A 21,725-nucleotide genomic window follows, 5' to 3' on the forward strand; every position below is an offset into this window, starting at 1 on the left:
CTCTATTTTGAAACCTTTTCCACGCCGACAGTCACCTGCCTGCTGGCACTCTGACCACGGGTTCCAGTACTTGTAATGATATAGGAAAACTTAAGATACTGTTTGCTGTAGCCGGGAACCTTCCGGGGCGTCGAACTTCTGGCCACGGTATATGAATACGACGCACCGCCGAAGTCCTGGTCGGTCACCTCGGCCACCAAGGGAAAATCCTGGGCTGCATTGATACCGTTGAGCAGAGGCGGCGCAGAAGAGGATCCCCAGTTCTCAAGCCACTGAAAAGCCCGCATCCAGCCGCTTTCCGCCGCATAGAAAACATCCCTGCTCACCCGCTCATTGCCTGCTATCTGCAGCTCAAACGTCGTGTTCCTTGTGGCAAAGGTTCCCAGAAGGGTCAGGACAAGCAACATGACCAGGGCAAGAACAAGGACAAAACCATTCTCGTTATCGACCACGGGAAAATGGCCATCATGCTCTTTCTCGCTCATTGAAATATTTCCGCCTTGATAAACTCTATACTGTGTGTCTTCTGGCCGGCAATGGTATTATAGATAACGGATAGATTGATAGTTTTAAGGCCCCGTTCGTCATATTCATCCACATCGGCATCACCGTCGTTGTCAATACCGTCACTGCTCCAGGCTGTCACTGTCCACGACAGAGATATCACACCTTCAGGCAAACCGGTGGTAATGGTATGTGGATTGTTCGCCGCATCGGTATCAAGTTGGCTGTCGTCGTAGGAAAGATAGATAAGTTCCTCCAGTTTGTCGGCAAGTACGGTCGACGACACGGTCATTGCCTGAGCCGCGGAATTTCCCTTGAGTGTTGTCGTAACCATGGTGTAGAGCGACAAAATTCCGATCGCAAGTATCAGCAATGCAACGATCGACTCAACCAGGGTAAAACCGGCTTCATCGTATCCTGCTTGAAACTTCATATTACAATCCCAGATTTCTACACTGCACCGACATGATCAGAAGACGGCGTCGATAATTATCATTAAAAGGTCCCCAACTGGCTCCAGATGCTGTCGTATAAGTCCTGCTATTGGTGAAATCCGGATCAGGGTAGCCGGCCCGAGCAAGCACTGAAACCCGTACCGCCCGGATCTGATCGAGTTGGGCCGGCGCGGTCGTCTCGGTGCCATCGGCAAGGAGATAATAAAATTCGATGGCCTGAATATTGTCGGCAATGGACTGATACCCGCCACCGGTATCTTTACCCAGGGAGGCAGCATCGTCATTACGGCCGTTCTGATTGAGGTCATCGACCATGCCGTCCCCGTCAGCATCATCGGCATCCCGAAAGCCGAAACTGATCGATTCGCTCGTTCCACCCAACGAACCGTCGCCGTCCCTGTCCAGAGTGAAGTTCAATCTCGCCACAGTTGCCGAGGTGATACCCGCCCCGGCGGTACCCTGTTCATCTAGACCGGCGATCCGGATCTCATCGGTCATCAGCATCAGCCCCGCCCTGAGATTCTGCTGCATCTCGGAAACCGCGTTCTGTACCGTGTAGGTCCGCTGCTGCACGATGTAGGCTGAATAAATGGCTGCGACAATGATGCCGGAAATGACCAGAGTGATCATCAGTTCGACGATAGTAAATCCCCCATTGCCCAAGCCTGCCTTGAAAGTAGCGTTGCTCATTGCCAGCTGCTCCCATTCCACTTCAAAAGCTTGATCACCCCACTGGACCTGGTGCCGACCGCATAGGTGGTGGAGGCATCCTGATGGACGAGGTAGACATATCCTGCGCTGCCCGTACCACGTGAGTTGAAGACTAAGACGTCACCGGCATAGGTTACGTCGTCATCGAATGTCGTGCCGACTGGGGTAGCGTTGACATTATGACCGTAGGCGACACCACTGCCATAAGATGCAAGGGTGACGGTGGCCAGGACAGTGTTATCGGCTATGGTCGTCCAGTCGTCATCCGCCCCCTTGTCCGTACAGAGGAAATAACGGTCATTGGCCGTATCAAAATAGATAGCCCGGTCCGCATTGTCGCGGACAGCCAGGCCTCGAGCTTTCTGCATATTGGCGTACAGATCTCGTGCCGCAGACTTGAGCCGCATGTTGGGCAACCAGTCCAACAGGTCAGGGGCAACAAAGGCAGCCATAATAGCCATGATCCCCAGAGCGATCATGATCTCGATCACTGTAAATCCGGATCTGTCGACCGGTATACGCTGTCTTTTTGTTTTTTGGGTGATTTCGACGAGCACTGACTCAGTCTCCTTATCTAGTACGCTGGTACGCAATCCCTCACTGATTTGTTGCCTACAAAAACAATGCCACAGAGACAAGCAGGATACAGATTACTCGACGAGAAGTTGTTTTTTCTGTCTTATCAGTCAACTGGAACCAGGCGGCCTAACATTTTCAGGCCCACACCATGTTCACCGATGACAAAAAAACGAGAGAAAATATTAAAAAAGTTTACAACAAAAAGTTATCTATAAAAAATCTTAATACAACTCCTCTCACAATCAGCTCTCTTCCCAAAGGAGACAGAGGTCACTCCGAATCAAGCGCAAAGCTGCCGCCGACAACCGGCCATCAACACCCAATTCTACATTGACACTTGAAAATTTCATGATATTTTCAAGTATAACTTAAAATATCTTCAGCAGAAAATACATGATTCCAAGAAAACTCAAGCTGCCACCTGCAGGCGAAGAAACCTTTTTTTTATGGGGTCCACGACAAACCGGCAAGTCAACGCTTCTACGGATATCCTATCCTGATGCTTACTGGATCGACCTTCTGAAAGCTGAAGAGTTCCGGCGCTATCTCACCAATCCGGAACTCCTCCGTCAGGAACTGCCAACAAACGGCCCAATGCCCTTTGTCGTGATTGATGAAGTGCAGAAACTTCCCCAGTTGCTGGATGAAGTGCATTGGCTCCATGAAAATCGCGGCGTCCAGTTTGGACTGTGCGGATCAAGCGCCAGAAAGGTTAAACGGGGACATGCCAACCTGCTGGGAGGACGGGCGATCCGCTATGAACTTTTTGGTTTTGTTTCGGCGGAACTGTTCCCTGATTTCGACCTGAACAGACTACTGAATCATGGGTATCTTCCCAGAATATATACGTCCGAACGACCGCGCAGACTGCTTAACGCCTATGTATCGGATTACCTGAAAGAAGAAATTGCGGCAGAGGGCCTGGTACGAAACCTGCCCGTTTTTTCGGATTTTTTGAATCTGGCGGCACTGTCGGACACGGAAACAGTCAATTTTTCCACCATTGCACGGGATTGCGGAGTATCAAGCCAGACAATCAAAGGATATTTTCAGATTCTTGAAGATACCCTGCTCGGCAGATGGCTGCCAAGTTTCCGCAAACGACCCAAAAGAAGAGTTACCGCAGCTGCGAAATTTTATTTTACAGATGTGGGAATCGTCAACTTTCTGGCAAAACGGGGAATCCTGCAACAGGGATCTCCCTTGTTCGGCAAGGCCTTTGAAAACTGGTGCTTTCATGAACTTGTCGCCTACAACATGTACAGTGAAGCGTATGCAGAGTTGTACTACTGGCGACTTGCAGGCGGCACAGAGGTGGACTTCATTGTCAATGACATGGAGATTGCCATCGAAGCAAAGGCTGCAAAAAAAATTTCATCCCAACATATGAAAGGAATGCGCAGCCTGCAGATCGACCACCCGGAAATAAAACGCAGGATCATCGTCTGCTGCGAGGACAAGCCACGGGTAACGGATGACAACATAGAAATTCTTCCCGCGCGGATATTTGCAGAAACGCTGTGGAATGGAGAACTGTTTTAGTTGTTCTGCAGACCATATTCCCTGATCTTGGCCAGCAGCGAGGGATAGCTGAGTTCGAGGAGTTCGGCCGCCCGGCTCTTGTTACCGCCCACCGCCTCCAGGGCCCGGGCAATCAACCGTTTTTCCATGATCTTCTTGGCTTTTTTAAGGGAATATGTGTTGAAGAAATCGTCGATCCGCCGGTTCTCAGGCCTGGAACCAAGGGTATCGGGCAGGTTTTCCGGGAGGATGATCTGCTTTTCAGCCAGGATGGCAGCTCTTTCGATGACATTTTCCAGTTCACGCACATTCCCCGGCCACGGGTTGGCGACCAGCCGGCTGACAGCCGAGGGTGAAATACCCTTGACCTGAAGCCCGGTCGCTGCGTTGACCTTGTGGAGAAAATGTTCTGCCAGCAGCGGGATGTCCTCCACCCGCTCCCGCAGAGGAGGTAAACGGATCTCCACCACGTTGAGACGGAAATAGAGGTCTTCGCGAAACTGTCCCGCCTGCACCTCCTTGGCAAGATCCCTGGCAGTGGCGCAGAGAATGCGGACATCCACCGGTATCTCCCGGGAGCCACCTATCCGCCGTATTGTCCGCTCCTGCAGCACCCGAAGAAGCTTGACCTGCATACCAAGCGGCAGCTCACCGATTTCATCAAGAAACAGGGTTCCGCCTTCAGCCTGCTCAAAAAGCCCCTTCCTATCCTGGTCCGCGCCGGTAAAGGCGCCGCGCATGGAGCCGAAAAATTCGCTTTCCAGCAGGTTTTCCGGGATAGAGCCGCAGTTGATGGCCAGAAACGGCCTGTCCCGGCGCGGACTTTCAGCATGGATGCCGCGGGCGATCAGCTCCTTGCCGGTTCCCGACTCACCGGTAATCAGCACGGTGGTGGTATGGCGAGCCACCTTGAGGGCCAGGGAAAACACCTCGTGCATGGCCTTGCTCCTGGCCACCATGCCCTTGAACCCCTGCCGGCTCTCCAGATCGGCCAGCCGCTTCTTCAGGCGGACATTTTCCTGCCGCAACCGCTCCCGCTCGCGGGCCTTGTTCAAGGTCAGAAGGATCTCATCGGCCTTGAACGGCTTGCTGATATAATCATAGGCCCCCTCCTTCATGGCCTCGATCGCGCTTTCGACAGTGCCGAAAGCAGACATCATGATAATGGTCGCCCCATGGGAAATATCTCGGGATTCCCTCAGAAAGTCCATTCCATCCAGGCGCGGCATGCGGATATCGCAGAGCACGAACTGGTATTGCTTTTGGCCGAGCATGTCCAACCCTTCCCGGCCATCGGCCGCGCAGTCCACCACATAACCATGACCGGCCAGCAGCACCGACAGCATATGCCGCATGTTTTCCTCGTCATCGATGACCAGAATCCGTTGTCTTGAATCGCTCAACTCGCTACGGCTCATGACCCTTGGCCTTTCGGTTCCATATCACCTGCCTGTTTCACGGCCACAGGCAGCTCGATTTCGACAGTCACCCCCTCGCCTTCCCGGCCCCGAAGCCTCATGCCCCCCCCTGCCCCCTCGATAATGGCAAGAGAAACCGCCAGGCCAAGACCGGTACCCTTGCCAGGCTCCTTGGTGGTAAAGAAAGGATCGAAAACAGTATCAAGCATACCAGGTGCAATCCCCACGCCGTTATCCTCAATGGTTATCAGCACAACCTCCCTCTCATCGTCTTCGGAAGAAACCGAGCGGTTTTCCGTCCGCAGCACGATGTGCCCTGACGGATCCGTCTCCTCTTTTGCCGCTACAGCATCGGCGGCATTGACCAGGCAGTTGAGAAATACCTGGCGCAGCTGCCCGGGATCGGCAACCACCCTGTCTCTTTCCGCATCCAGATGACAGGCAAGTGTCATTCCATGAAAAAGCGGCAGGTCCCGGACCATCGCCCTTTCCGCCGCCAGCAGTTCGTGGACAGATACCTCACGCCGCTCACCTTTTGATACCCGTGCGAAATCGAGTAGTTGACGGATAAGACGAGTGACCCTCTCCAGTTCCTGTTCAGCCCGGCGGAGATATTCCTTCTGGTCTCCGCCCATGGCCTCAGTCTGCTGCAGCAATCCCAGGTAGCCCTGGACGATCCCCAGGGGATTGCCTATTTCATGGGCAAGCCCGGCAGCCAGACGGCCCACAGAGGCCAGCTTTTCCGCCCGGATCATTTCCTGCTGCTTTTCCTTGAGCCTGCGGTTCGCCAGGCCCAGTTCCCGCACCGACTGCTCGAGGGCAGCCCGGTCCCGTCCGATGCGGGCCAGCATGCTGTTCAGGCTCGTGGCCAGCCGGGCGAACTCGCTTGCACCACTCTGTTCTGCAAAGAGCCTGGTCTCGCTGTCCTCGTACCGGTCCGCCAGCCGGGCCAACCGCCCCACCGGACGCAGGACATAGTTACTGATCCGAAAAAAACCTATGGTACCAAGTATCAACAGGTTGACGCCCATGTAGACCAGCATGACCCTTTCAGCCCGCCCCAGGGCCGCGGCCAGCTCATCCAGAGCCACGGCAACACCGATTGCTCCACCTGAGGTATCACCGGGGATCGGCCTGGCCAGGACAACGACAGGCCGACTTCCCTGCAGCAGACCCTGCAGGGGGCTCACGGCCCTGATCACCTCCCGGCCGGTGACGGCCGCCTCGTCAAGCACCTGGGTCAGTGCTCCGGCCCGGCACCAGCTTTCTCCCGAGACCCTGGCTTTGCGGCCATCCAGGCGGTAACCGGCGCAGTCGGCTTTCCCGCCGAAGACCAGACGCCCAAGGAGAGCGTCCATCCCCGACCGCCCCTGGTCAAGGGCAAATTCCACCATGGTTTCAGCGTGCCGGATCTCCTGATGCATCCCCTGCCGCTGCCAGAACATGATCAGCACCAGGTTGACAAGCCCCATGGCCAGGACAAGAAGCACCACCAGGGTAAGGGTTATCTTGATTTTGAGCATGACTGATGATCCTGGCGGTTTCCACCGATCCGCGGGTCAATAATGTCCGGAACTCCGAGACAGATTTTGCCCTGCTGCCAGAACCTTGGCATCCGGTGGACATGGGCAAAGGGTGAGCTAAGGAAGCGCTGCCGGGCCTGGTCACCAGGCCATGAAAGCACTGCCAGGCCGGCAAACAGGAAAACTGGCACCAGGACCACCAGGACACATATTTTGCCTTTTCTCCAGATCTCACCGGCCCAGCGGGAAGGCTCCTGCATCTCCCCTTTGTACAGAGAGAGCATCCATCCGGCAACCAGAACAAGCATCACCTGACTCAAAGGCATGACAACAAGTCCGCTTACAAGAGCATGTACAGCCGCGCCGCTCAGCGAAGCAAGCAGGGCCGGACACAAAACCATTTTTTCCTGGTCTTCCTCCCTGTTCAGTACCTTTTGAGCGCTCTGTATCCACAGAAAAAGCGCCCGGACAAAAAAGAGCAGCACGGTAACGGCCACCGGCATCCCCCATTCACTGGCCAGCTGAAGGAGAGCGTTGTGCGGATGGGAGGCCACCAGGTTGGAATCACAGGCGAAATGCATTGGACCCAGCCCGAGCAGAGGATGCTGCCGGATCATATCCAGCGCCAGAGCCCAGAGGGTCATGCGACCCGGGGAATGGACAAGATCGCGCCTGATGCTCCGGGCCAGCACCGAAGAGGTGTCCACAGAGAGGATCTCGGGCAGAACCAGAAAAATCAGGACATAGGCCACAAGCCCTGCCAGAAGCACGAGCGCCTGCAACTTGAACCATGGCCAGGACCGACGACCGAAAACCACGGCCACAAGCACTCCTGCCGCCAGCATTGCTACCAGGGTGCCCCTGGTTCCGGAAACAAAGAAAAGAAACCACCAGGACGAACCAGCAAGCACGGTAATCAGCTTTACCAGGGGGTACCTGCCCAGGAAAAACCAGGGCAGGACCACCAGGGGCAGGGTCCAGGTCTGGAACTGGCTGAAAAAGCGAATATTGGAAAAAGACCAGAACAGGGCCCGCTGTTCAAAGGACAGTGACCCGGCAAGAACACTCACATAAAAAGCCACGAAACCGGCCAGGTAGGCCCAGCCAACCACCAAAACACTTAGAACTATCACTCGGTCAAAGAATCGGCCCAACTCCTGCCGGACAACCGCCATGGAAAGAGAGGCGATAAACAGACAGACAAAGAGAGTCAGCTCCAGGAGAGCGTAGCGAACGGAAACAGCGACCAGGGAGGAGAGAAAACCCAGCAGCACGCAAGCCCCGAGAACAGCCCGGGCACCAGGGGAGAGGGAGAAAAACAGCCGCAGCCAAGCGCGGCACAGGGGTGGGGTGGTGGCAACGACCGTGCAGACCAGCACAAGGAGGATGCATTCAAGGACCCGTTTCTCGTCATAGGTCCCTAAAGCAGGAAGCAGCCTGGTGGTCGGAACCAGGGCAACATAGAGAAAAACCAGACAGAGGATCACCGCCGACGAAAACCAGGACCTGTCCATGTCTTTTCCGTGGCACCTCAAGAAAAGCCCTCTTTTGTCATCCGCCCTCGAAAAATGGCCCTGGACCCAGTCGCGATTCCACCAGAACAGACAAGCACCGAAACACAGGTTTATTCATCTTTATTCTTTTTTTTATCAACCAGTTTGCTGGTGGTGTAGACCCGACCATTTTTCAGGAGCACAAATTGTCCGCCATAGGGATCCCGGGGAATTTCAGTCAACAGACCGACCCCAACCAGGTCCTCGAGAGAAGCGGGCATCGTGCCATATTTTTCCTTGTAGGCCGCCACTTTCTGTTCGAGGAAAAATATCCTTTTCAACGCCTCCAGCCTTTTGCCAAGATACGCCTTGATCCGCGGATCACTGGTGTTCTGCAGCAGATCGGAGAGAAAACCGATGCCCAGGGCTGTCTGATTGCCATAGAGGCTAAACCGGCCGGCAAGCCCTTTTATGTATGCCGGAGCATCCGTATATTGCGCCGCCTTTCGCAGGTACTTGGCTGCAACCGCTGGTTTTTTCTGAAAGTAAAAGGCATTGAAGCCGAGAAAATAATAGGGTCGATAGTCGTCTGGACGGTGCCGGATCGCCTTTTCCAGCAGGGCGGTTGTCTCGTCGAACATTCCCGCCTGCCAGGGAAGCATCATTTCGGCGAACAGGTACGGGTCCCAGAACCGGGGATCCAACTCGGTGATCAACTGCAGCATTTCATGAATACGCTGCCACTCCTCGCGGGTCGGCTGGCCGTGTTCTCCGATCTTAAGCCCCATAAAGGATATGGTCTTCAGAAAGAGCAGGTCTGCCACCACTCCCGGGTATTCCAGGGTCAGCAGCCTGGCCACCGGCGGTGGCAGCTCACCGATCCGGCTGATGGTTTCATGGAAATATGTTCCGCGGACGCGGTAGACGGACGGCGTCAGCAGGACAAAACCAGCCACACCAAGCAGCAGTATGACACATGCCCGACAGGTTGCTTTCAAACGATATCTCTCCGTTTAAAAACAAGTACCGCCAAAGCCAGCACTGCGGCGGTATAGGTGGTTCCATAGCCAACAAGGGTCAGGAGCTCCAGAGGGGCCATGACAATGCCGTGCGCAGCTTGCATCTTCATATCAAAGGCAGCAAGGTTGGGAAATACATAACGGGCCGCGGTAACGACACCACGGGTGACTGGCGAAATCTCCACCCCTGGTATGTCCGCAGCAAGAAAACGGGTGACATCGTCGATGGACTGGCCGATCAGATAGGTGGCGATGGTGAGCAAGGTGGCAAGAAAGGAGCTGGTGGTTAGCGTGCACCAAAGCACCACAAGCGCGGTCAGCAGGGCTACCCCGAGCCAGCTACCCAGCACCCCGACCAACACGGCACCAGGGGAAAACGAGGCGAAAAAACGGGCCCCGTACAGCAACCGGCCCAGCCAGACAGCTGCAAAGGTGGCCCCGGTCAGGAGCACCATCACCAGTGCGGCCAGGACTAGCAGGCCGCAGTACTTGCCAAGAATATATTCAGCCCGGGAAACGGGACGGGAGAGAATGGTGAAGATTGTCTTGTGTTCAATATCCTTGGAGAGCAGATTGATTGCCAGGAAGAAAGGAATCAGAAGTCCGCCCAGGGTTACGGAAGCCAGGCAGAAATCAAGAATGATCTTGGAGAGATCACGCATGAAAAGCCCGCTGAGCAGGACCGCGAAGCAGCAGACCCCCAGGGCGAACAGGAGCGCACCGTAAAGAATCCGCTGACGGATCCCTTCCTTGACTGTCAAGAGCGCTGTGGCGCAGATTCGTTGTATCACGGGGATTTGGAAACAATTCTAAAGAAAAAGGATTCCAGCGGGGAGATATCCGCCCCGCCTGCCGGTGTCAGCCGCTCCTCCTGCTCCCGGAGTTCGGCCGGGGATTTTTCCGCCACAAGCTCTCCCCGGTGCATGATGCCGATTCGGTTACAGATCCGTTCCACATCGGTCAAAATATGGGAGCAGAAAAGGACCGTATGCCCTTCTCGGTTATACTCCCGGATCAACTCCACCACCAGCTGCCTCCCGAGCGGGTCCAGTCCGGACATGGGCTCGTCGAGAATAAGAATCTCCGGTCGATGGAACATGGCATAAGCCAGCGCCGCCCGCTGAGTCATCCCCTTGGAAAAGCGACGAATCGGTGTTTTCGCAGCATGCTCCAGGTCGACCCGTTGCAGAAGTTCCAGGGATCGTTCTCTGATTTTCTTTTTGGAATAGCCGGCCAGAGTCCCGGCATAGATAAAATGATCAGAAAGGGTCAGGTGACCGTAAAGACAGGGATTTTCCGGCAGGTATCCGACTACGGCGTGGCTGGCGGGATCCTCGGGCCCATAACCTGCCAGGGTCACCGAGCCTTTGTCCGGACGGACAAAACCCATGAGGATCTTGAGGGCTGTACTCTTACCGGCACCGTTGGTCCCGACAATACCGAAGACATCACCGGAAAAAACTGAGAGAGAAAGATCAACGAGAGCGGAATTTTTTTTCCGCAGCCCGGCCGGGTAGGTCTTCCTCACATGCTTGAGAGCAACAATCGATGCAGGCGAGTTCATGGCGTTATAGCTACTCAAGTTTCGGAGTTGACGACACTACAGGTACATCTCACCAACGAACCAAAAGAATGAGAGTGCAAAAGATTTCCAAAAAATCCTGTCAAGCATTCTTTTTTAGTGGGAGGAAGCAGTCAAGATCAGAGAGCAGCAAACCTTGAAGCATGAGCCTTGCACGGAGTAAAGAATAAGGCCCGCGGCAGGGCACATAATCAAGTGAGACGTTACACTTTTTCACGCCATGTACCACTCACTTCCTGTCGCTTCCTTCAGACCCCGCCGTTGCCAGTAACGCCCTCGAAGTCTGCGCTTATCTGCGAGTCGGATTTCTTCGCCCTGGTCGGGGTGACGTCTGTGTACCGCAGGCCGTGTTTGCCTGGCAAACACAAAAAAGCTCATTCCACAGCAAGCGGAAAGAGCTTTTTTGTGTTGATTCTTGTTATTCTTTATCAGGTTCCGGAGCTACTGCTGCCCATGTAAGTCCAACTATCGTTATCGAACGGATCAGATCCGTCAGGATCAGCACTGTCCCACTCAGTTTCATCAGCCGTGTTGTCATTTGTCGCCTGATAATATCCAGTTGTGCCGGAATAAATAGCGTACTCAAGGCGATTATCTGTATCAGCATTAGTGTTGGTTGTAGTGAAGGCGTACTCATCATCTGCCGAATAATAACTCATTATGACACCCGGCGACAGATCAACAGAGATACCGTTACCGCCACCATTTGTATCAGCAACGGTCACGGTGCCGCTCTGATCATCTGCATTAACATCTGCAAAGGCCAGAGAATAGGGACCCACAATAATACCAGCTGCAAGAGCAATCAAGACTATTTTTTTCTTAATCATAGGTTTTCTCCTGTACTATGTAACAATAGAGCAATCTGAATGTTTTTTCCACGTCAACTCATTAATTGGGGTAATGCTGCCATTCTGCAAAGTACCCTTCCATATCGGTACGAAAATTTCTGGCATCAGACAATGCTGCAGAGTTGTTCGCCCGGGCCCGGTACTTGGTAAACTGCGGGATGGCGATGGCGGCCAGGATGCCGATAATCGCGACAACGATCATGAGTTCGACAAGGGTGAAGCCTTTCTCACCGTTCTTCCTTTTGTGGTTCCTTATCTGCTTCAGCATTGGTTCCTCCTTGATTAGAGTAGGTTGACTGCGTATTCAAAGTTTGTCTGTTGATTGGTTTGGTTTCCAGGTTGATAACTTGTGACTTGCCCAAGATGTAGCAACAGGCATGCCAGAAACAGAACCCAGAAAACCGTTTCTTTATTTCCTTTAATTTTGTAAGGTTAAGCGAACCTTATTTTAGCCTCCCCCAGCCACATCCATCCAGACCACAAAAAACGGCAGCTTCTTTGTGACAATTTTTCTCAACTTGACAAAATTTGTCACCTGTTGACAGGTAACGGCCTTCTCACAAAAAACATCCCGGCTGCAGTTGGGAAATTTTATCACAAAACAAGGGGTTCCTGCTTGACAGCACCCAGCAACCTATATATATTTCAGGGCTATTCTCCACCGGCACCGCTGGTCCGGAAGTTCCCGCTGACAACGCCCGCCACTGGTCTGGCCTCCTGCCGGACAGGGTTTGGGCCCGTCGCAGTTTGAACGAAATACAGCCTCGGGCTGCTGCTTTTACTACCATATACTTTCACGTCAAATCGAAGAAAGGATCACTCGATGAGCAAAATGACAGGTGCGCAGGCAATCGTTAAATGCCTGAAAGAGGAAGGGGTTGATCTCATGTTCGGTTTCCCGGGCGGTGCGGTCATCGATCTGTATGACGAACTGCTGGATTCCGACATCAAACACATCCTGGTCCGGCACGAGCAGGGCGCCGTGCATGCGGCCGACGGCTATGCCCGGGCCACCGGCAAGGTCGGAGTGGCGCTGCTGACCTCCGGCCCCGGAGCCACCAACGGCGTTACGGCCATTGCCACAGCCTACATGGATTCCATTCCCATCGTAGTGCTCACCGGCCAGGTACCACGGGCCCTGATCGGCAACGACGCCTTCCAGGAAGTCGACATTGTCGGTATCACCCGCCCCTGCACCAAACACAACTACCTGGTCAATGATCCCAAGGATCTGATCCCGACCATCCGTGAGGCCTTTTACCTGGCCTCCTCCGGTCGGCCCGGCCCGGTCCTCATCGACCTGCCCAAGGATGTTGTGGCAAGCATGATCACCTATCCGGAGAAAAAGCCGGTCAAGATGCAGACCTACCAGCCCAACGTCGATCCCCATCCCGGCCAGGTGGAAAAGGCATGCAAGGCCATGCTCAAGGCAAAGCGGCCGATCCTCTATATCGGCGGCGGGGTCATCCTCTCCAATGCCAACAATGAGCTGACCGAGCTGGCCAGGAAGCTGACCATTCCGGTCACCATGACCCTCATGGGTCTGGGCGGCTTTCCAGGCACAGATCCGCTGTCGCTTGGTATGCTCGGCATGCACGGCAGCTATGCCGCCAACATGTCGGTGGCCAAGAGCGATCTGCTGATCGCTGTGGGCGCCCGCTTTGACGACCGGGTGACCGGCCGGCTCGATGCCTTTGCCCCGCACGCCAAGATCATTCATATCGATATCGACCCCACCTCCATTTCCAAGAATGTCGTGGTGGATATCCCCATCGTCGCGGACTGCAAGCATGCCCTGCGGGCCATGAATTCCTGGTTCGACGACTACCCGGAGTTTGACGGCAAGGCCATGTCTGAAAAGCATCAGCCCTGGCTGGAGCAGATCGCCGAGTGGAACAACAAGCATCCGCTCTCCTATGTGGATGAAGGCGATATCATCAAGCCGCAGTTCGTCGTCGAGAAGATCAACGAGCTCACCGGCGGGGACGCCATCATCACCACCGAGGTCGGCCAGAACCAGATGTGGGCTGCCCAGTTCTATAAGTTCAACAAACCGCGGCACCTGCTGACCTCCGGCGGCCTCGGCACCATGGGCTACGGTCTGCCGGCGGCCATCGGCGCCAAGCTGGCCATGCCGGATGCCACGGTCATCGACATCGCCGGTGACGGTTCCATCCAGATGAACATCCAGGAGCTGGCCACGGCCAAGCAGTGGGGAGCACCGGTGAAGATCGCCATCCTCAACAACAACTACCTTGGCATGGTTCGCCAGTGGCAGGAACTGTTCTACAACCGCCGCTACTCCGCGACTCCCATGGAGGTGACCCCGGACTTCGTTGACCTGGCCAAGGCGTACGGGGCCGTTGGACTGCGGGCCACGACCAAGGATGAAGTTGAGCCGGTCATCAAGGAGGCCCTGGCGACGGATAATGTGGTCATCATGGATTTCCACATCAACCGCGAGGAAGGAGTCTTCCCCATGGTACCGGCAGGCAAGGCCACCACTGAGATGCTGCTGGTGTAACCCAGCCGGCGAACCGAAACGGCCCTTTTACGACTAAGCTTCAGTCTACTACAGGATAGATCCATGAAACATACACTCTCAGTACTGCTTCAGAATAAACCCGGTGCTCTTTCCCGGGTCACCGGTCTCTTCAGCGGCCGGGGTTTCAACATCGAAAGCCTCTGCGTGGCAGAGACCCTGGACCCCAAGGTATCCTGCCTGACCCTGGTCACCCGCGGAGACGAGGCCATTATCGAACAGATCTGCAAACAGCTGCACAAGCTGATCGATGTCATCAAGGTTACCGACATCAGCGAAGGCGAGTATGTGGAGCGCGAGATGGTCCTTATCCGGGTCAAGGCCGAGGCCTCCACCCGGGCCGAGGTTTTGCGGATCATCGACATCTTCCGGGGTAAGGTCGTGGATGTCAGCCCCACCACCTATGCGGTGGAAGTCACCGGATCCGAGTCCAAGATCAAGGCGGTTATCGATATTCTGCGCCCCATCGGCATCAAGGAGATCATCCGCACCGGAACCATTGCCATGGCACGGGCCCCGAAAAAATAATCCCGTGTTCCTGCAGATCTCAGAAACAAGGCATGGCCGACCGTGGCTGTGCCTTTTTTCTTTGCCTGCAATCCCTTATAGCCCTGGCACTCGAGAACTCCCTGAAATCAACCAGAAGGGAATGAAAATCCCGGGCCATGACAACCAACCCGGTCGCGAGTCGGGCAAGGCTTTGCAAAATTCCCTCTCTGCCCGGCCCTGAAACAGGATTCAGGTTGTGCGCATGAAACGACTTTGCTAATCTGTAGTAATGAAGAAACCTGCCCTACCTCTTGCCAAAGAAGGCGTACCATTTATTTGTTTCAGTGGATTTGCCACCCTGGTACTTGCCTTGCTCGCCTACGACATGGCGGCCATCATCGGCCTGCTCTTCACCGGATTTGTCACCTTTTTTTTCCGGGATCCGAGCCGCATAGTCCCGGAGGAACACAACGCGGTGGTGGCGCCGGCAGATGGAAAGATCATTCTCATCGAAGAGACCGAAGACCCCCGCTTTGCCCAGGGAAGAATGCTCAAACTTTCCATCTTCATGGATATATTCAACGTCCATGTCAACCGGATTCCTTATGGCGGCGTGGTCGAGCGGATTTCGCTCCAGCCGGGGAAGTTCTATTCGGCGGATAAGAACAGGGCTACCCTGCACAACGAGTACTGTGCCCTGACCATCAGGACCGACACCGGACTTGAATATGTTGTCGTCCAGGTGGCCGGTCTCATTGCCAGGCGCATCGTCTGCTGGGCGGAAAAGGGGGACCGGGTCCGTCCTGGTCAGCGGTATGGCCTGATACGGTTTGGTTCCCGGGTTGATCTCTACCTGCCCCCGGAGACCCGTCTCGAGGTTACCAAAGGCCAGAAAGTACGGGCCGGGGAGACCAGACTTGGTACAATGTAAAAAAAAGACCACCGAAACCTGCATCTCCTAACCCATAACCCGACAGTAGCGGAGCCCGCCATGGACACGTCCCATACAAACAAGTTTTATCCGCTGCCCTGCATGCTGACCTGCAGCAGCCTCTTTTCCGGTTTCTATTCGATAGTGGCCTCCATCAACGGCAACTTCTTTGCCGCAGCCATTGCCATCCTGGTGGCCGCCATCTTTGACGGACTTGATGGCCGGGTGGCGCGTATGACCGGCTCCACGTCCAGGTTCGGCATGGAACTGGATTCGCTCTGTGACCTGGTCTCCTTTGGCGTGGCCCCGGCCCTGCTCGCCTATCTCTGGGCCCTGCTGCCCTATGGCCGCTACGGCTGGCTGGCTGCCTTCCTCTATGTGGCCACCACTGCCCTGCGACTGGCCCGGTTCAACTCTGCTGTTGAAGACAACTCTGCCAGCCACGATTTCGTCGGCCTTCCCTGCCCGGCTGCCGCCGGAATGATCGCCACCACGGTCATGTTTGCCCATTTTCTCGGCGCCACCGAGACCGTCAAGCATCTTTCCCTGCTCCTGCTGGTCTACGTCCTCTCCTACCTGATGGTCTCCACCCACCGGTACCTGAGCTTCAAGCAGCCGACCTACCGCAAGGGCAAGAGCTTCCAGATGGTTGTGGGCATGATCCTGTTCATCATCCTGCTGGCCACGGAACCACCTGTCACCCTTTTTGCAGTGGCCTTTCTCTATGTTCTCTCCGGCCCAGCCATGGCCATGTACCAGTTCGCCACCCGGGCAAAAAGCCGCGACCTGGAAGACTCAGAGCCGTTATAGGGAGCTTATTTCTCCCTGACGAACGACTGCAAGCCCTCCATGCGCGTTACAGGCGGCACAGCCAGAGGCCGGAAACTGCACGGTCCTGCGGGAGGAAAGGATACCATCCGACCCACCTCGGACCGGGTCCGCGAGGCCATGTTCAACATCCTTGGCGATCGGGTCAACGGGGCTCTGGTCCTGGATCTCTTTGCCGGTACCGGTGCCCTGGGCATAGAGGCGCTGAGCCGGGGCGCCCGACATGCGGTGTTCGTCGACCGCTCCCGCCACGCCCTGACCCTGACAGCTGCCAACCTGGAACTATGTTTTGCCTCTCCCCGGGCTACACTGGTCCGCCTCGATCTCTCAAAAGAGAAACATTTCAGGAAACTCCACCGGCCCCTGGCCGATTCACCCGGGTTTGACCTGATCTTTCTCGATCCTCCCTATGAAAAAAACCTGGCACACCACTGTGTGATGATGGTAGAAAAAGCCGGTATTTTGGCTCCTGGAGGGTTGCTCGTGGCGGAAGAACGGCATAGTGTTGTGCTGCCCGAAGTCACAGCCGCTCTCAAGCTCAGAACCAGTCGCCGATATGGAGAAACCGGAATCTGGATCTATGAGGCGGCCACCCAGGCGCCCAACCGCTAACCTCAAAGACCCTCAAAAGCGGGTGTTGCCCGCAACCAGATAACTCGTGGAAGACAAATAATTTTTCTTATTTTTTATGACAGGAACCCAGGAGTCAGGCTCGAAAACCATGACCACGCCCCACACCAGTGAACAGACAGTGTGTCGAACACAGCCGAGTTCCATAGCCATCTATCCCGGTACCTTTGATCCCATCACCAATGGCCATGTGGACATAATCAAGCGGGCGCTGCGGCTCTTTGACAAAATCATCATCGCCGTGGCCATCAACGCCCAGAAAACCCCGCTCTTTACCCTGGACGAACGCATCGACCTGATCAGGAGATGCTTCAGCAAGGAAAACGACCGCATAGAGGTGGATGCCACCAGCGGCCTGACCGTGGACTATGCCATGGAACGCGGGGCCTGTGCCATTGTCCGGGGCCTGCGGGCAGTATCCGATTTTGACTACGAGTTCCAGCTGGCGCTGATGAACCGGAAACTGCAGCGAAAAATCGAGACGGTCTTCCTGATGACCGGTTTCCGCTGGATCTACATCTCCTCGTCCATCATCAAGGATGCGGCCAAACATGGCGGCGATGTTAGCGGAGTGGTGCCGGCCCATGTCCAGGCCGCTCTGAAACAGAAATACAGCCAGCACTGATCATGGGCTCCCGGGAGGCCCGGCGGGGCCAGAACCGCAGAACATTTCTCGGTCGCCTGCTCACCTGGGCCACCACCGTTGCCGCTGTGCTCCTGTCCTGGCCGCTTTTCCGCTTCCTTGGCTTTTCCGTCCCGCCAAAACCGCGCTACGTCACCGTCAAGGCCCCTCTGCCTGCCAGCGGTGTCCATATCGACCGCGACTTTCTCCTCTTTGGCGACAACAAAACCAAAGCCCATGCCGTATCGCGGATCTGCACCCATCTCGGATGCCGGGTCAACTTTCTTGAAGACAGGCAGCTCATAGAATGCCCCTGCCATCAGAGCCGATTTACCCCGGAGGGTCGGCGGATAGCCGGTCCGGCCAGGCGGGACCTGCCCTCCTACCCGGTGGAGATAAAAAGAGACAGTGACGGAACGGTTATCAGCTATATCGTGACCCTATGAGGACCACCGCACCGCCAGTTCTTCGCCGCCTCCTTGCCGCCCTGCCACGACCCGTCCTCACCGGGCTGACAGCCCTTCCCTGGGGTGGCATGTCGCTGATCAGCCTCTATATTTCAGTACTCTCCGGCATTGTCCTTTCCCTCCAGTACGACGTTGCCGAGCCCTTCTATTCCACTGCCACCCTGGAGCTGATCATTCCCTTCGGTTCCTTCTGGCGGGCCCTGCATTATTTTTCCAGCCAGGCCTTTTTTCTCCTCCTTGTCTGTCATTTCGCCGCCATCCTGGTGAACAACCGGGAAACCATATTCAACCGGGCCAGCTGGATACGACTCACCCTCTCCCTGCCGGTGGCCATTCTCCTCCTGTTCACCGGCTATATCCTCCGCGGAGACGCCACGGGCATGGCTGCCGGGACCATTGGCGAGCACATCGCCCTGGCCGTGCCGGGGCTCGGCCCCCTGATCAACAACCTGCTCTTTGCCCTGTCCACCGGTGGCTTCAAGCGGGTCTACGCCAACCACCTGATCGGCCTGATGGTACTTGGCGGCTGGTGCGTCTGGCCCCACCTGCGCCGCTACAGGGCCCGCTGGCGCGACCATGCCGGTCTCACGCTCATCCTGCTGGCCACTTCCATCCTTCTCACCGCCCCCATGGAGCCGGAACGGTTCGGCATGCTGCATATCGCCGGCCCCTGGTTCTTCCTCGGCCTCCAGGAGCTCCTGCGTTACATTCCACCCTTCTGGGCCGGGGTGGTCGTGCCGTCCTCACTGGTAGTTCTCCTGCTCTGTATTCCCCTGCAGGAGAGAGATAAAAACAAAAATAAAAAAAGCTTCTACCTCCGAGGTATCCTGCTCTGGCTGGCAGTCTATGCAGTGCTGACAGTGCGGTGTTACCTGTGGGTCAAGGGATAACCTCAAGTTCGACAGGAGTGGAGCAAGGGGAAATCTATGCTGCTAACCTGGTTCCTGTCCATGACGCTACGTGAGGGAAAAGGGAGTTACGCCGCTGAGCGGTATGCCGTCCTTCAGAGCGTTGGATCGGGGGTAGGGAGTACATCTGCATCGCACCGAAGAGCGGTGCAACGAAAAGAGCTACCTGAGTAAAAAAATTCAGATACACGTAAGTATCTGGGCGAGTTCCGAGAGCACGATGTCTGGTTGTACTCCGCGCACCCGTGGATCGTCCTCGCGCAACCGGAGCGAACGGCGATCGCCGGCAAAAAGCCCGGTTCGCCAGCCGACCTGCCGGGCCGGCCAGATATCTTTAAGCATGTCATTGCCGATGTAGAGTACCTCTGTCGGAGCGATACCCGCCTGACCCAGCCGGGCGGACAGGCGGGTAAAGAGGTGCGCCGAGGGCTTGGCCTCACCCTCGCAAAACGACCACAGGCAGAGATCCGGACTGAAACCACACCGCTCAGGGGGTGCATGGAGCAGATATTCAAAGAGTTCCAGGGTATAGAACTGGGCATTGGAGAGAATGCCAAGCACAACGGACCGGTCGCGGAGTTCACCGAGAACTGTGGACAGACCGGGCATGGGCCAGATGGGATTGATCCGGCATTCATAGGATAGCGCCAGCAGCCGGACCTGCTCCTCCCGGACCCCGGAGATTCCCAGACGCTCCAGGACCCAGAACCAGACAGCGACGATATCCACCTCGGGATACGAAATCCCGGCTTCCTTGCACCGCAGGTGGATCTGTTCTATGCGCTGATGGAGAAGGGAAATCCCCTCCCCGGCCACTGCTGCTCCATCCAGGGACGGGATGCCGGCGTCGCGTCCGGCCCGCATGAGGGAAAGCACATTATCGGTGGCCGCGTCCACTCCCACGTCTCCGGCGGCCGACACAAACAGGGTTCCGTACAGATCAAAGACCAGAGCCCGGACAGAGAGCGACTGCAGCCGCACCGGATATCCGGTGGGAACCGGCTCCAGGGGCCGGAGCATGGATGCCATCAACTGTTGCGACCTGGGTTCCACCTGTCCGTCTCCCTAATCCACCCGCAGCAGGGTCAATCTTTCCGGGGCCAGAAACCGGTTCAGCAGGATTTCACCATCCAGCTGATCCAGCTTAGTGGCCGTGCTTCCGGCCAGGGCCTGGTACACCTGCATGAGCCTGGTTCCATAACCTTCCAGGCTGTACCTGGCGGCAAGAATCTCCCGGTTGTGAGCGATGTCTTCCCGGCAGGCTGCCGGATCAGGAAAAAAGGTGGGTTCAAGATGCCCGGCTTCCTGCGGATCGGCCACCACCCGGCGCAGGACAATCTCCTGCATCTCCTCGTCCAACCGCCCGAAATCAACCCGGTCATTCTGGATCCAGGCCTCGAGGAGCCGCTCGAGGCTGTCCGGAGCCGGCCGACGACCATAGGCTTCCAGGCTCCGCTCAAGACCAGCCCAGGCCCGGTCACGGATCCTGCCCCGGCCCAGCCATTCCACCGGCACCCCGAGCCGGTGGTACAGCAGCGGTAAGCGGACCCCCTCATCCCGGAACTCATCGGTTATTTCCGGCAGGTCCCGGCCGCAGACCGGCCGCCCGGCCAACCACGGCTCCAGGAAGGCGAGCCCGAATCCCTCGGCCACGCTGGTGGTCACAAGAGCACTGGCCTGCCTGAGCAATCCTTCAAAACTCTGTCCCGGACGACGTGAGAGCTCAAACTCCACCGGCAGCCCCAGCTCGGCCGCCAGCCGCTTCCAGGCCTCGTACCGGGGCCGTTCCCGCGGATTCTCCGGCCCCATGGTGGTGGCAAACCGGTGGCCGGGACCTGCCACCGCCGCCCACAGGAGAAATTCACCCAGGTTCTTGCGCCGGATGGCCCGGGTGGGATAAAGCCAGAGGTGCTCCGTCTGTCTTCGACACACCGTCTGTCTTCGACACACTGCTTCGGAAACCACCTGGTCCTCTCCGGCCGGCAGCGAGTCTGGCAGCTGGACAGGATTTGGCAGCCGCCACAGGCATGCCTCATCAACCCCGGCTTCACGGAGGAAAGTACAATCCCTCCGGTTGAGCACCCCGTAATGGACATGGGCACCGCGGGGATAGAGCAGTCGGGACATGGTAGCCGGATCATGACCGGCCAGTTTATCCAGCATCAGGTGATAGTTGGCCGGCCGGCCATCCTCGGCAAAATCGTGGATGTGGAGCAGGAGGTGGTGCCCCTTTTCGGCCAGGCCATGCAGGGCCACGGGCAGGGCCAGGTTCTTGCCCAGGGAGTGGTTATGGACATGCCAGAGATCCGGCACTCCGCCCAGGGCATCGGTGGCGGCATCCACCATCTGCTGCTCAAGCCGGGCCGGCGACACCGGGTCCCGCACCCCTTCATAGAGCAGTCCTGGAAGGACCCGGACCGGGATCGGCAGAGGGTCCGGTGGAGCCTTGCCGGTCAGAACCACCAGAGAAACCCTGTAGTCGTCTGTCTTCGACACACCGTCTGTCTTCGACACACTGGCCAGACCGCGAACAGTGTGCTCGATAATCCGGCTCACGCCGCCGGGCTGCAGATGATAGTGGACTATGGCAATACGCATCGCGGGATACCAAGGCTCTGTTGTTTGTATGGGAACTCCGGGGAGCCCCGGCTG

Annotated in this window: 23 protein-coding genes; 9 read left to right on the forward strand and 14 right to left on the reverse strand. The window is 56.4% G+C overall.

Going from position 1 to position 21,725, the window contains the following annotated elements; translation table 11 throughout:
• Window positions 1-2: 2 nt before the first annotated feature.
• The 4 genes from GF1_RS09860 to GF1_RS09875 are packed head-to-tail and all read right to left on the reverse strand — an operon-like array spanning window position 3 to window position 2,227.
• Window positions 3-485 carry a pilus assembly PilX N-terminal domain-containing protein gene (locus GF1_RS09860; RefSeq protein WP_267926371.1) on the reverse strand — a complete coding sequence of 161 codons (483 nt, stop codon included), beginning with the start codon at window positions 483-485 and terminating at the stop codon, window positions 3-5.
• On the reverse strand, window positions 482-937 hold the full coding sequence (locus tag GF1_RS09865) for a type IV pilus modification PilV family protein (RefSeq protein ID WP_267926372.1): 456 nt from the start codon (window positions 935-937) through the stop codon (window positions 482-484). Before GF1_RS09865 ends, GF1_RS09860 begins: the two co-directional genes overlap by 4 nt.
• 1 nt (window position 938) lies before the next feature.
• Entirely contained in the window at window positions 939-1,649 is a 711-nt protein-coding gene (locus GF1_RS09870) for a PilW family protein (protein WP_267926373.1), read from the reverse strand.
• Window positions 1,646-2,227 (reverse strand): GspH/FimT family pseudopilin, encoded by a 582-nt coding sequence (locus GF1_RS09875; protein ID WP_267926374.1) that lies wholly within the window; start codon window positions 2,225-2,227, stop codon window positions 1,646-1,648. Before GF1_RS09875 ends, GF1_RS09870 begins: the two co-directional genes overlap by 4 nt.
• A 415-nt stretch (window positions 2,228-2,642) precedes the next feature.
• On the opposite strand from GF1_RS09875, the gene GF1_RS09880 reads away from it, so the two are divergent.
• Window positions 2,643-3,791: an ATP-binding protein gene (locus GF1_RS09880; protein ID WP_267926375.1), complete on the forward strand. Its 1,149-nt coding sequence runs from the start codon at window positions 2,643-2,645 to the stop codon at window positions 3,789-3,791.
• Here the strand turns inward: GF1_RS09880 and GF1_RS09885 are convergent.
• The 8 genes from GF1_RS09885 to GF1_RS09920 form a co-directional block, all read right to left on the reverse strand.
• Window positions 3,788-5,188, reverse strand: coding sequence for a sigma-54-dependent transcriptional regulator (locus GF1_RS09885; RefSeq protein WP_267926377.1), 1,401 nt, complete (start codon window positions 5,186-5,188; stop codon window positions 3,788-3,790). The genes GF1_RS09880 and GF1_RS09885 overlap by 4 nt on opposite strands.
• Window positions 5,185-6,711, reverse strand: a complete 1,527-nt coding sequence (locus tag GF1_RS09890; RefSeq protein ID WP_267926378.1) for a sensor histidine kinase — start codon at window positions 6,709-6,711, stop codon at window positions 5,185-5,187. The genes GF1_RS09885 and GF1_RS09890 overlap by 4 nt, the downstream gene beginning before the upstream one ends.
• Window positions 6,693-8,225: an O-antigen ligase family protein gene (locus GF1_RS09895; protein ID WP_267926379.1), complete on the reverse strand. Its 1,533-nt coding sequence runs from the start codon at window positions 8,223-8,225 to the stop codon at window positions 6,693-6,695. The genes GF1_RS09890 and GF1_RS09895 overlap by 19 nt, the downstream gene beginning before the upstream one ends.
• A 110-nt stretch (window positions 8,226-8,335) precedes the next feature.
• A complete protein-coding gene (locus GF1_RS09900; RefSeq protein WP_267926380.1) occupies window positions 8,336-9,202 on the reverse strand; it encodes a tetratricopeptide repeat protein in 867 nt (288 codons plus the stop codon).
• Complete coding sequence (locus GF1_RS09905) at window positions 9,199-10,014, reverse strand: ABC transporter permease (RefSeq protein WP_267926381.1); 816 nt, start codon at window positions 10,012-10,014, stop codon at window positions 9,199-9,201. Before GF1_RS09905 ends, GF1_RS09900 begins: the two co-directional genes overlap by 4 nt.
• A complete protein-coding gene (locus GF1_RS09910) occupies window positions 10,011-10,787 on the reverse strand; it encodes an ABC transporter ATP-binding protein (RefSeq protein ID WP_267926382.1) in 777 nt (258 codons plus the stop codon). The genes GF1_RS09905 and GF1_RS09910 overlap by 4 nt, the downstream gene beginning before the upstream one ends.
• Window positions 10,788-11,233: 446 nt before the next feature.
• A complete protein-coding gene (locus tag GF1_RS09915) occupies window positions 11,234-11,635 on the reverse strand; it encodes a hypothetical protein (RefSeq protein ID WP_267926384.1) in 402 nt (133 codons plus the stop codon).
• A gap of 61 nt (window positions 11,636-11,696) precedes the next feature.
• Complete coding sequence (locus GF1_RS09920) at window positions 11,697-11,924, reverse strand: type IV pilin protein (protein WP_326491544.1); 228 nt, start codon at window positions 11,922-11,924, stop codon at window positions 11,697-11,699.
• A gap of 555 nt (window positions 11,925-12,479) precedes the next feature.
• Here GF1_RS09920 and ilvB point away from each other — a divergent pair.
• The 8 genes from ilvB to GF1_RS09960 all read left to right on the forward strand — a co-directional run bounded on the left by ilvB (window position 12,480) and on the right by GF1_RS09960 (window position 19,055).
• Entirely contained in the window at window positions 12,480-14,180 is a 1,701-nt protein-coding gene (gene ilvB, locus GF1_RS09925) for a biosynthetic-type acetolactate synthase large subunit (RefSeq protein ID WP_267926386.1), read from the forward strand.
• Between the two features lie 63 nt (window positions 14,181-14,243).
• Complete coding sequence (gene ilvN, locus GF1_RS09930; protein WP_267926387.1) at window positions 14,244-14,726, forward strand: acetolactate synthase small subunit; 483 nt, start codon at window positions 14,244-14,246, stop codon at window positions 14,724-14,726.
• Between the two features lie 250 nt (window positions 14,727-14,976).
• Window positions 14,977-15,618 (forward strand): phosphatidylserine decarboxylase family protein, encoded by a 642-nt coding sequence (locus GF1_RS09935; protein ID WP_267926388.1) that lies wholly within the window; start codon window positions 14,977-14,979, stop codon window positions 15,616-15,618.
• Between the two features lie 60 nt (window positions 15,619-15,678).
• Window positions 15,679-16,428 (forward strand): CDP-diacylglycerol--serine O-phosphatidyltransferase, encoded by a 750-nt coding sequence (pssA, locus tag GF1_RS09940; protein WP_267926389.1) that lies wholly within the window; start codon window positions 15,679-15,681, stop codon window positions 16,426-16,428.
• Between the two features lie 39 nt (window positions 16,429-16,467).
• On the forward strand, window positions 16,468-17,058 hold the full coding sequence (gene rsmD, locus GF1_RS09945; RefSeq protein ID WP_267926390.1) for a 16S rRNA (guanine(966)-N(2))-methyltransferase RsmD: 591 nt from the start codon (window positions 16,468-16,470) through the stop codon (window positions 17,056-17,058).
• Window positions 17,059-17,167: 109 nt separating this feature from the next.
• On the forward strand, window positions 17,168-17,701 hold the full coding sequence (coaD, locus tag GF1_RS09950; protein WP_267926391.1) for a pantetheine-phosphate adenylyltransferase: 534 nt from the start codon (window positions 17,168-17,170) through the stop codon (window positions 17,699-17,701).
• A 2-nt stretch (window positions 17,702-17,703) separates the two neighbouring features.
• Window positions 17,704-18,144: a Rieske (2Fe-2S) protein gene (locus GF1_RS09955; RefSeq protein WP_267926392.1), complete on the forward strand. Its 441-nt coding sequence runs from the start codon at window positions 17,704-17,706 to the stop codon at window positions 18,142-18,144.
• Window positions 18,141-19,055: a cytochrome b N-terminal domain-containing protein gene (locus tag GF1_RS09960; protein WP_267926393.1), complete on the forward strand. Its 915-nt coding sequence runs from the start codon at window positions 18,141-18,143 to the stop codon at window positions 19,053-19,055. The genes GF1_RS09955 and GF1_RS09960 overlap by 4 nt, the downstream gene beginning before the upstream one ends.
• A gap of 198 nt (window positions 19,056-19,253) precedes the next feature.
• On the opposite strand, the gene GF1_RS09965 is transcribed toward GF1_RS09960, so the two are convergent.
• Together GF1_RS09965 and GF1_RS09970 are read right to left on the reverse strand one after the other, a co-directional pair.
• Window positions 19,254-20,102, reverse strand: coding sequence for an HAD family hydrolase (locus tag GF1_RS09965; protein ID WP_267926394.1), 849 nt, complete (start codon window positions 20,100-20,102; stop codon window positions 19,254-19,256).
• A gap of 36 nt (window positions 20,103-20,138) precedes the next feature.
• Window positions 20,139-21,671 (reverse strand): glycosyltransferase family protein, encoded by a 1,533-nt coding sequence (locus GF1_RS09970; RefSeq protein WP_267926395.1) that lies wholly within the window; start codon window positions 21,669-21,671, stop codon window positions 20,139-20,141.
• Window positions 21,672-21,725 lie beyond the last annotated feature (54 nt).

The organism is Desulfolithobacter dissulfuricans (assembly GCF_025998535.1).
GTDB lineage: Bacteria > Desulfobacterota > Desulfobulbia > Desulfobulbales > Desulfobulbaceae > Desulfolithobacter > Desulfolithobacter dissulfuricans.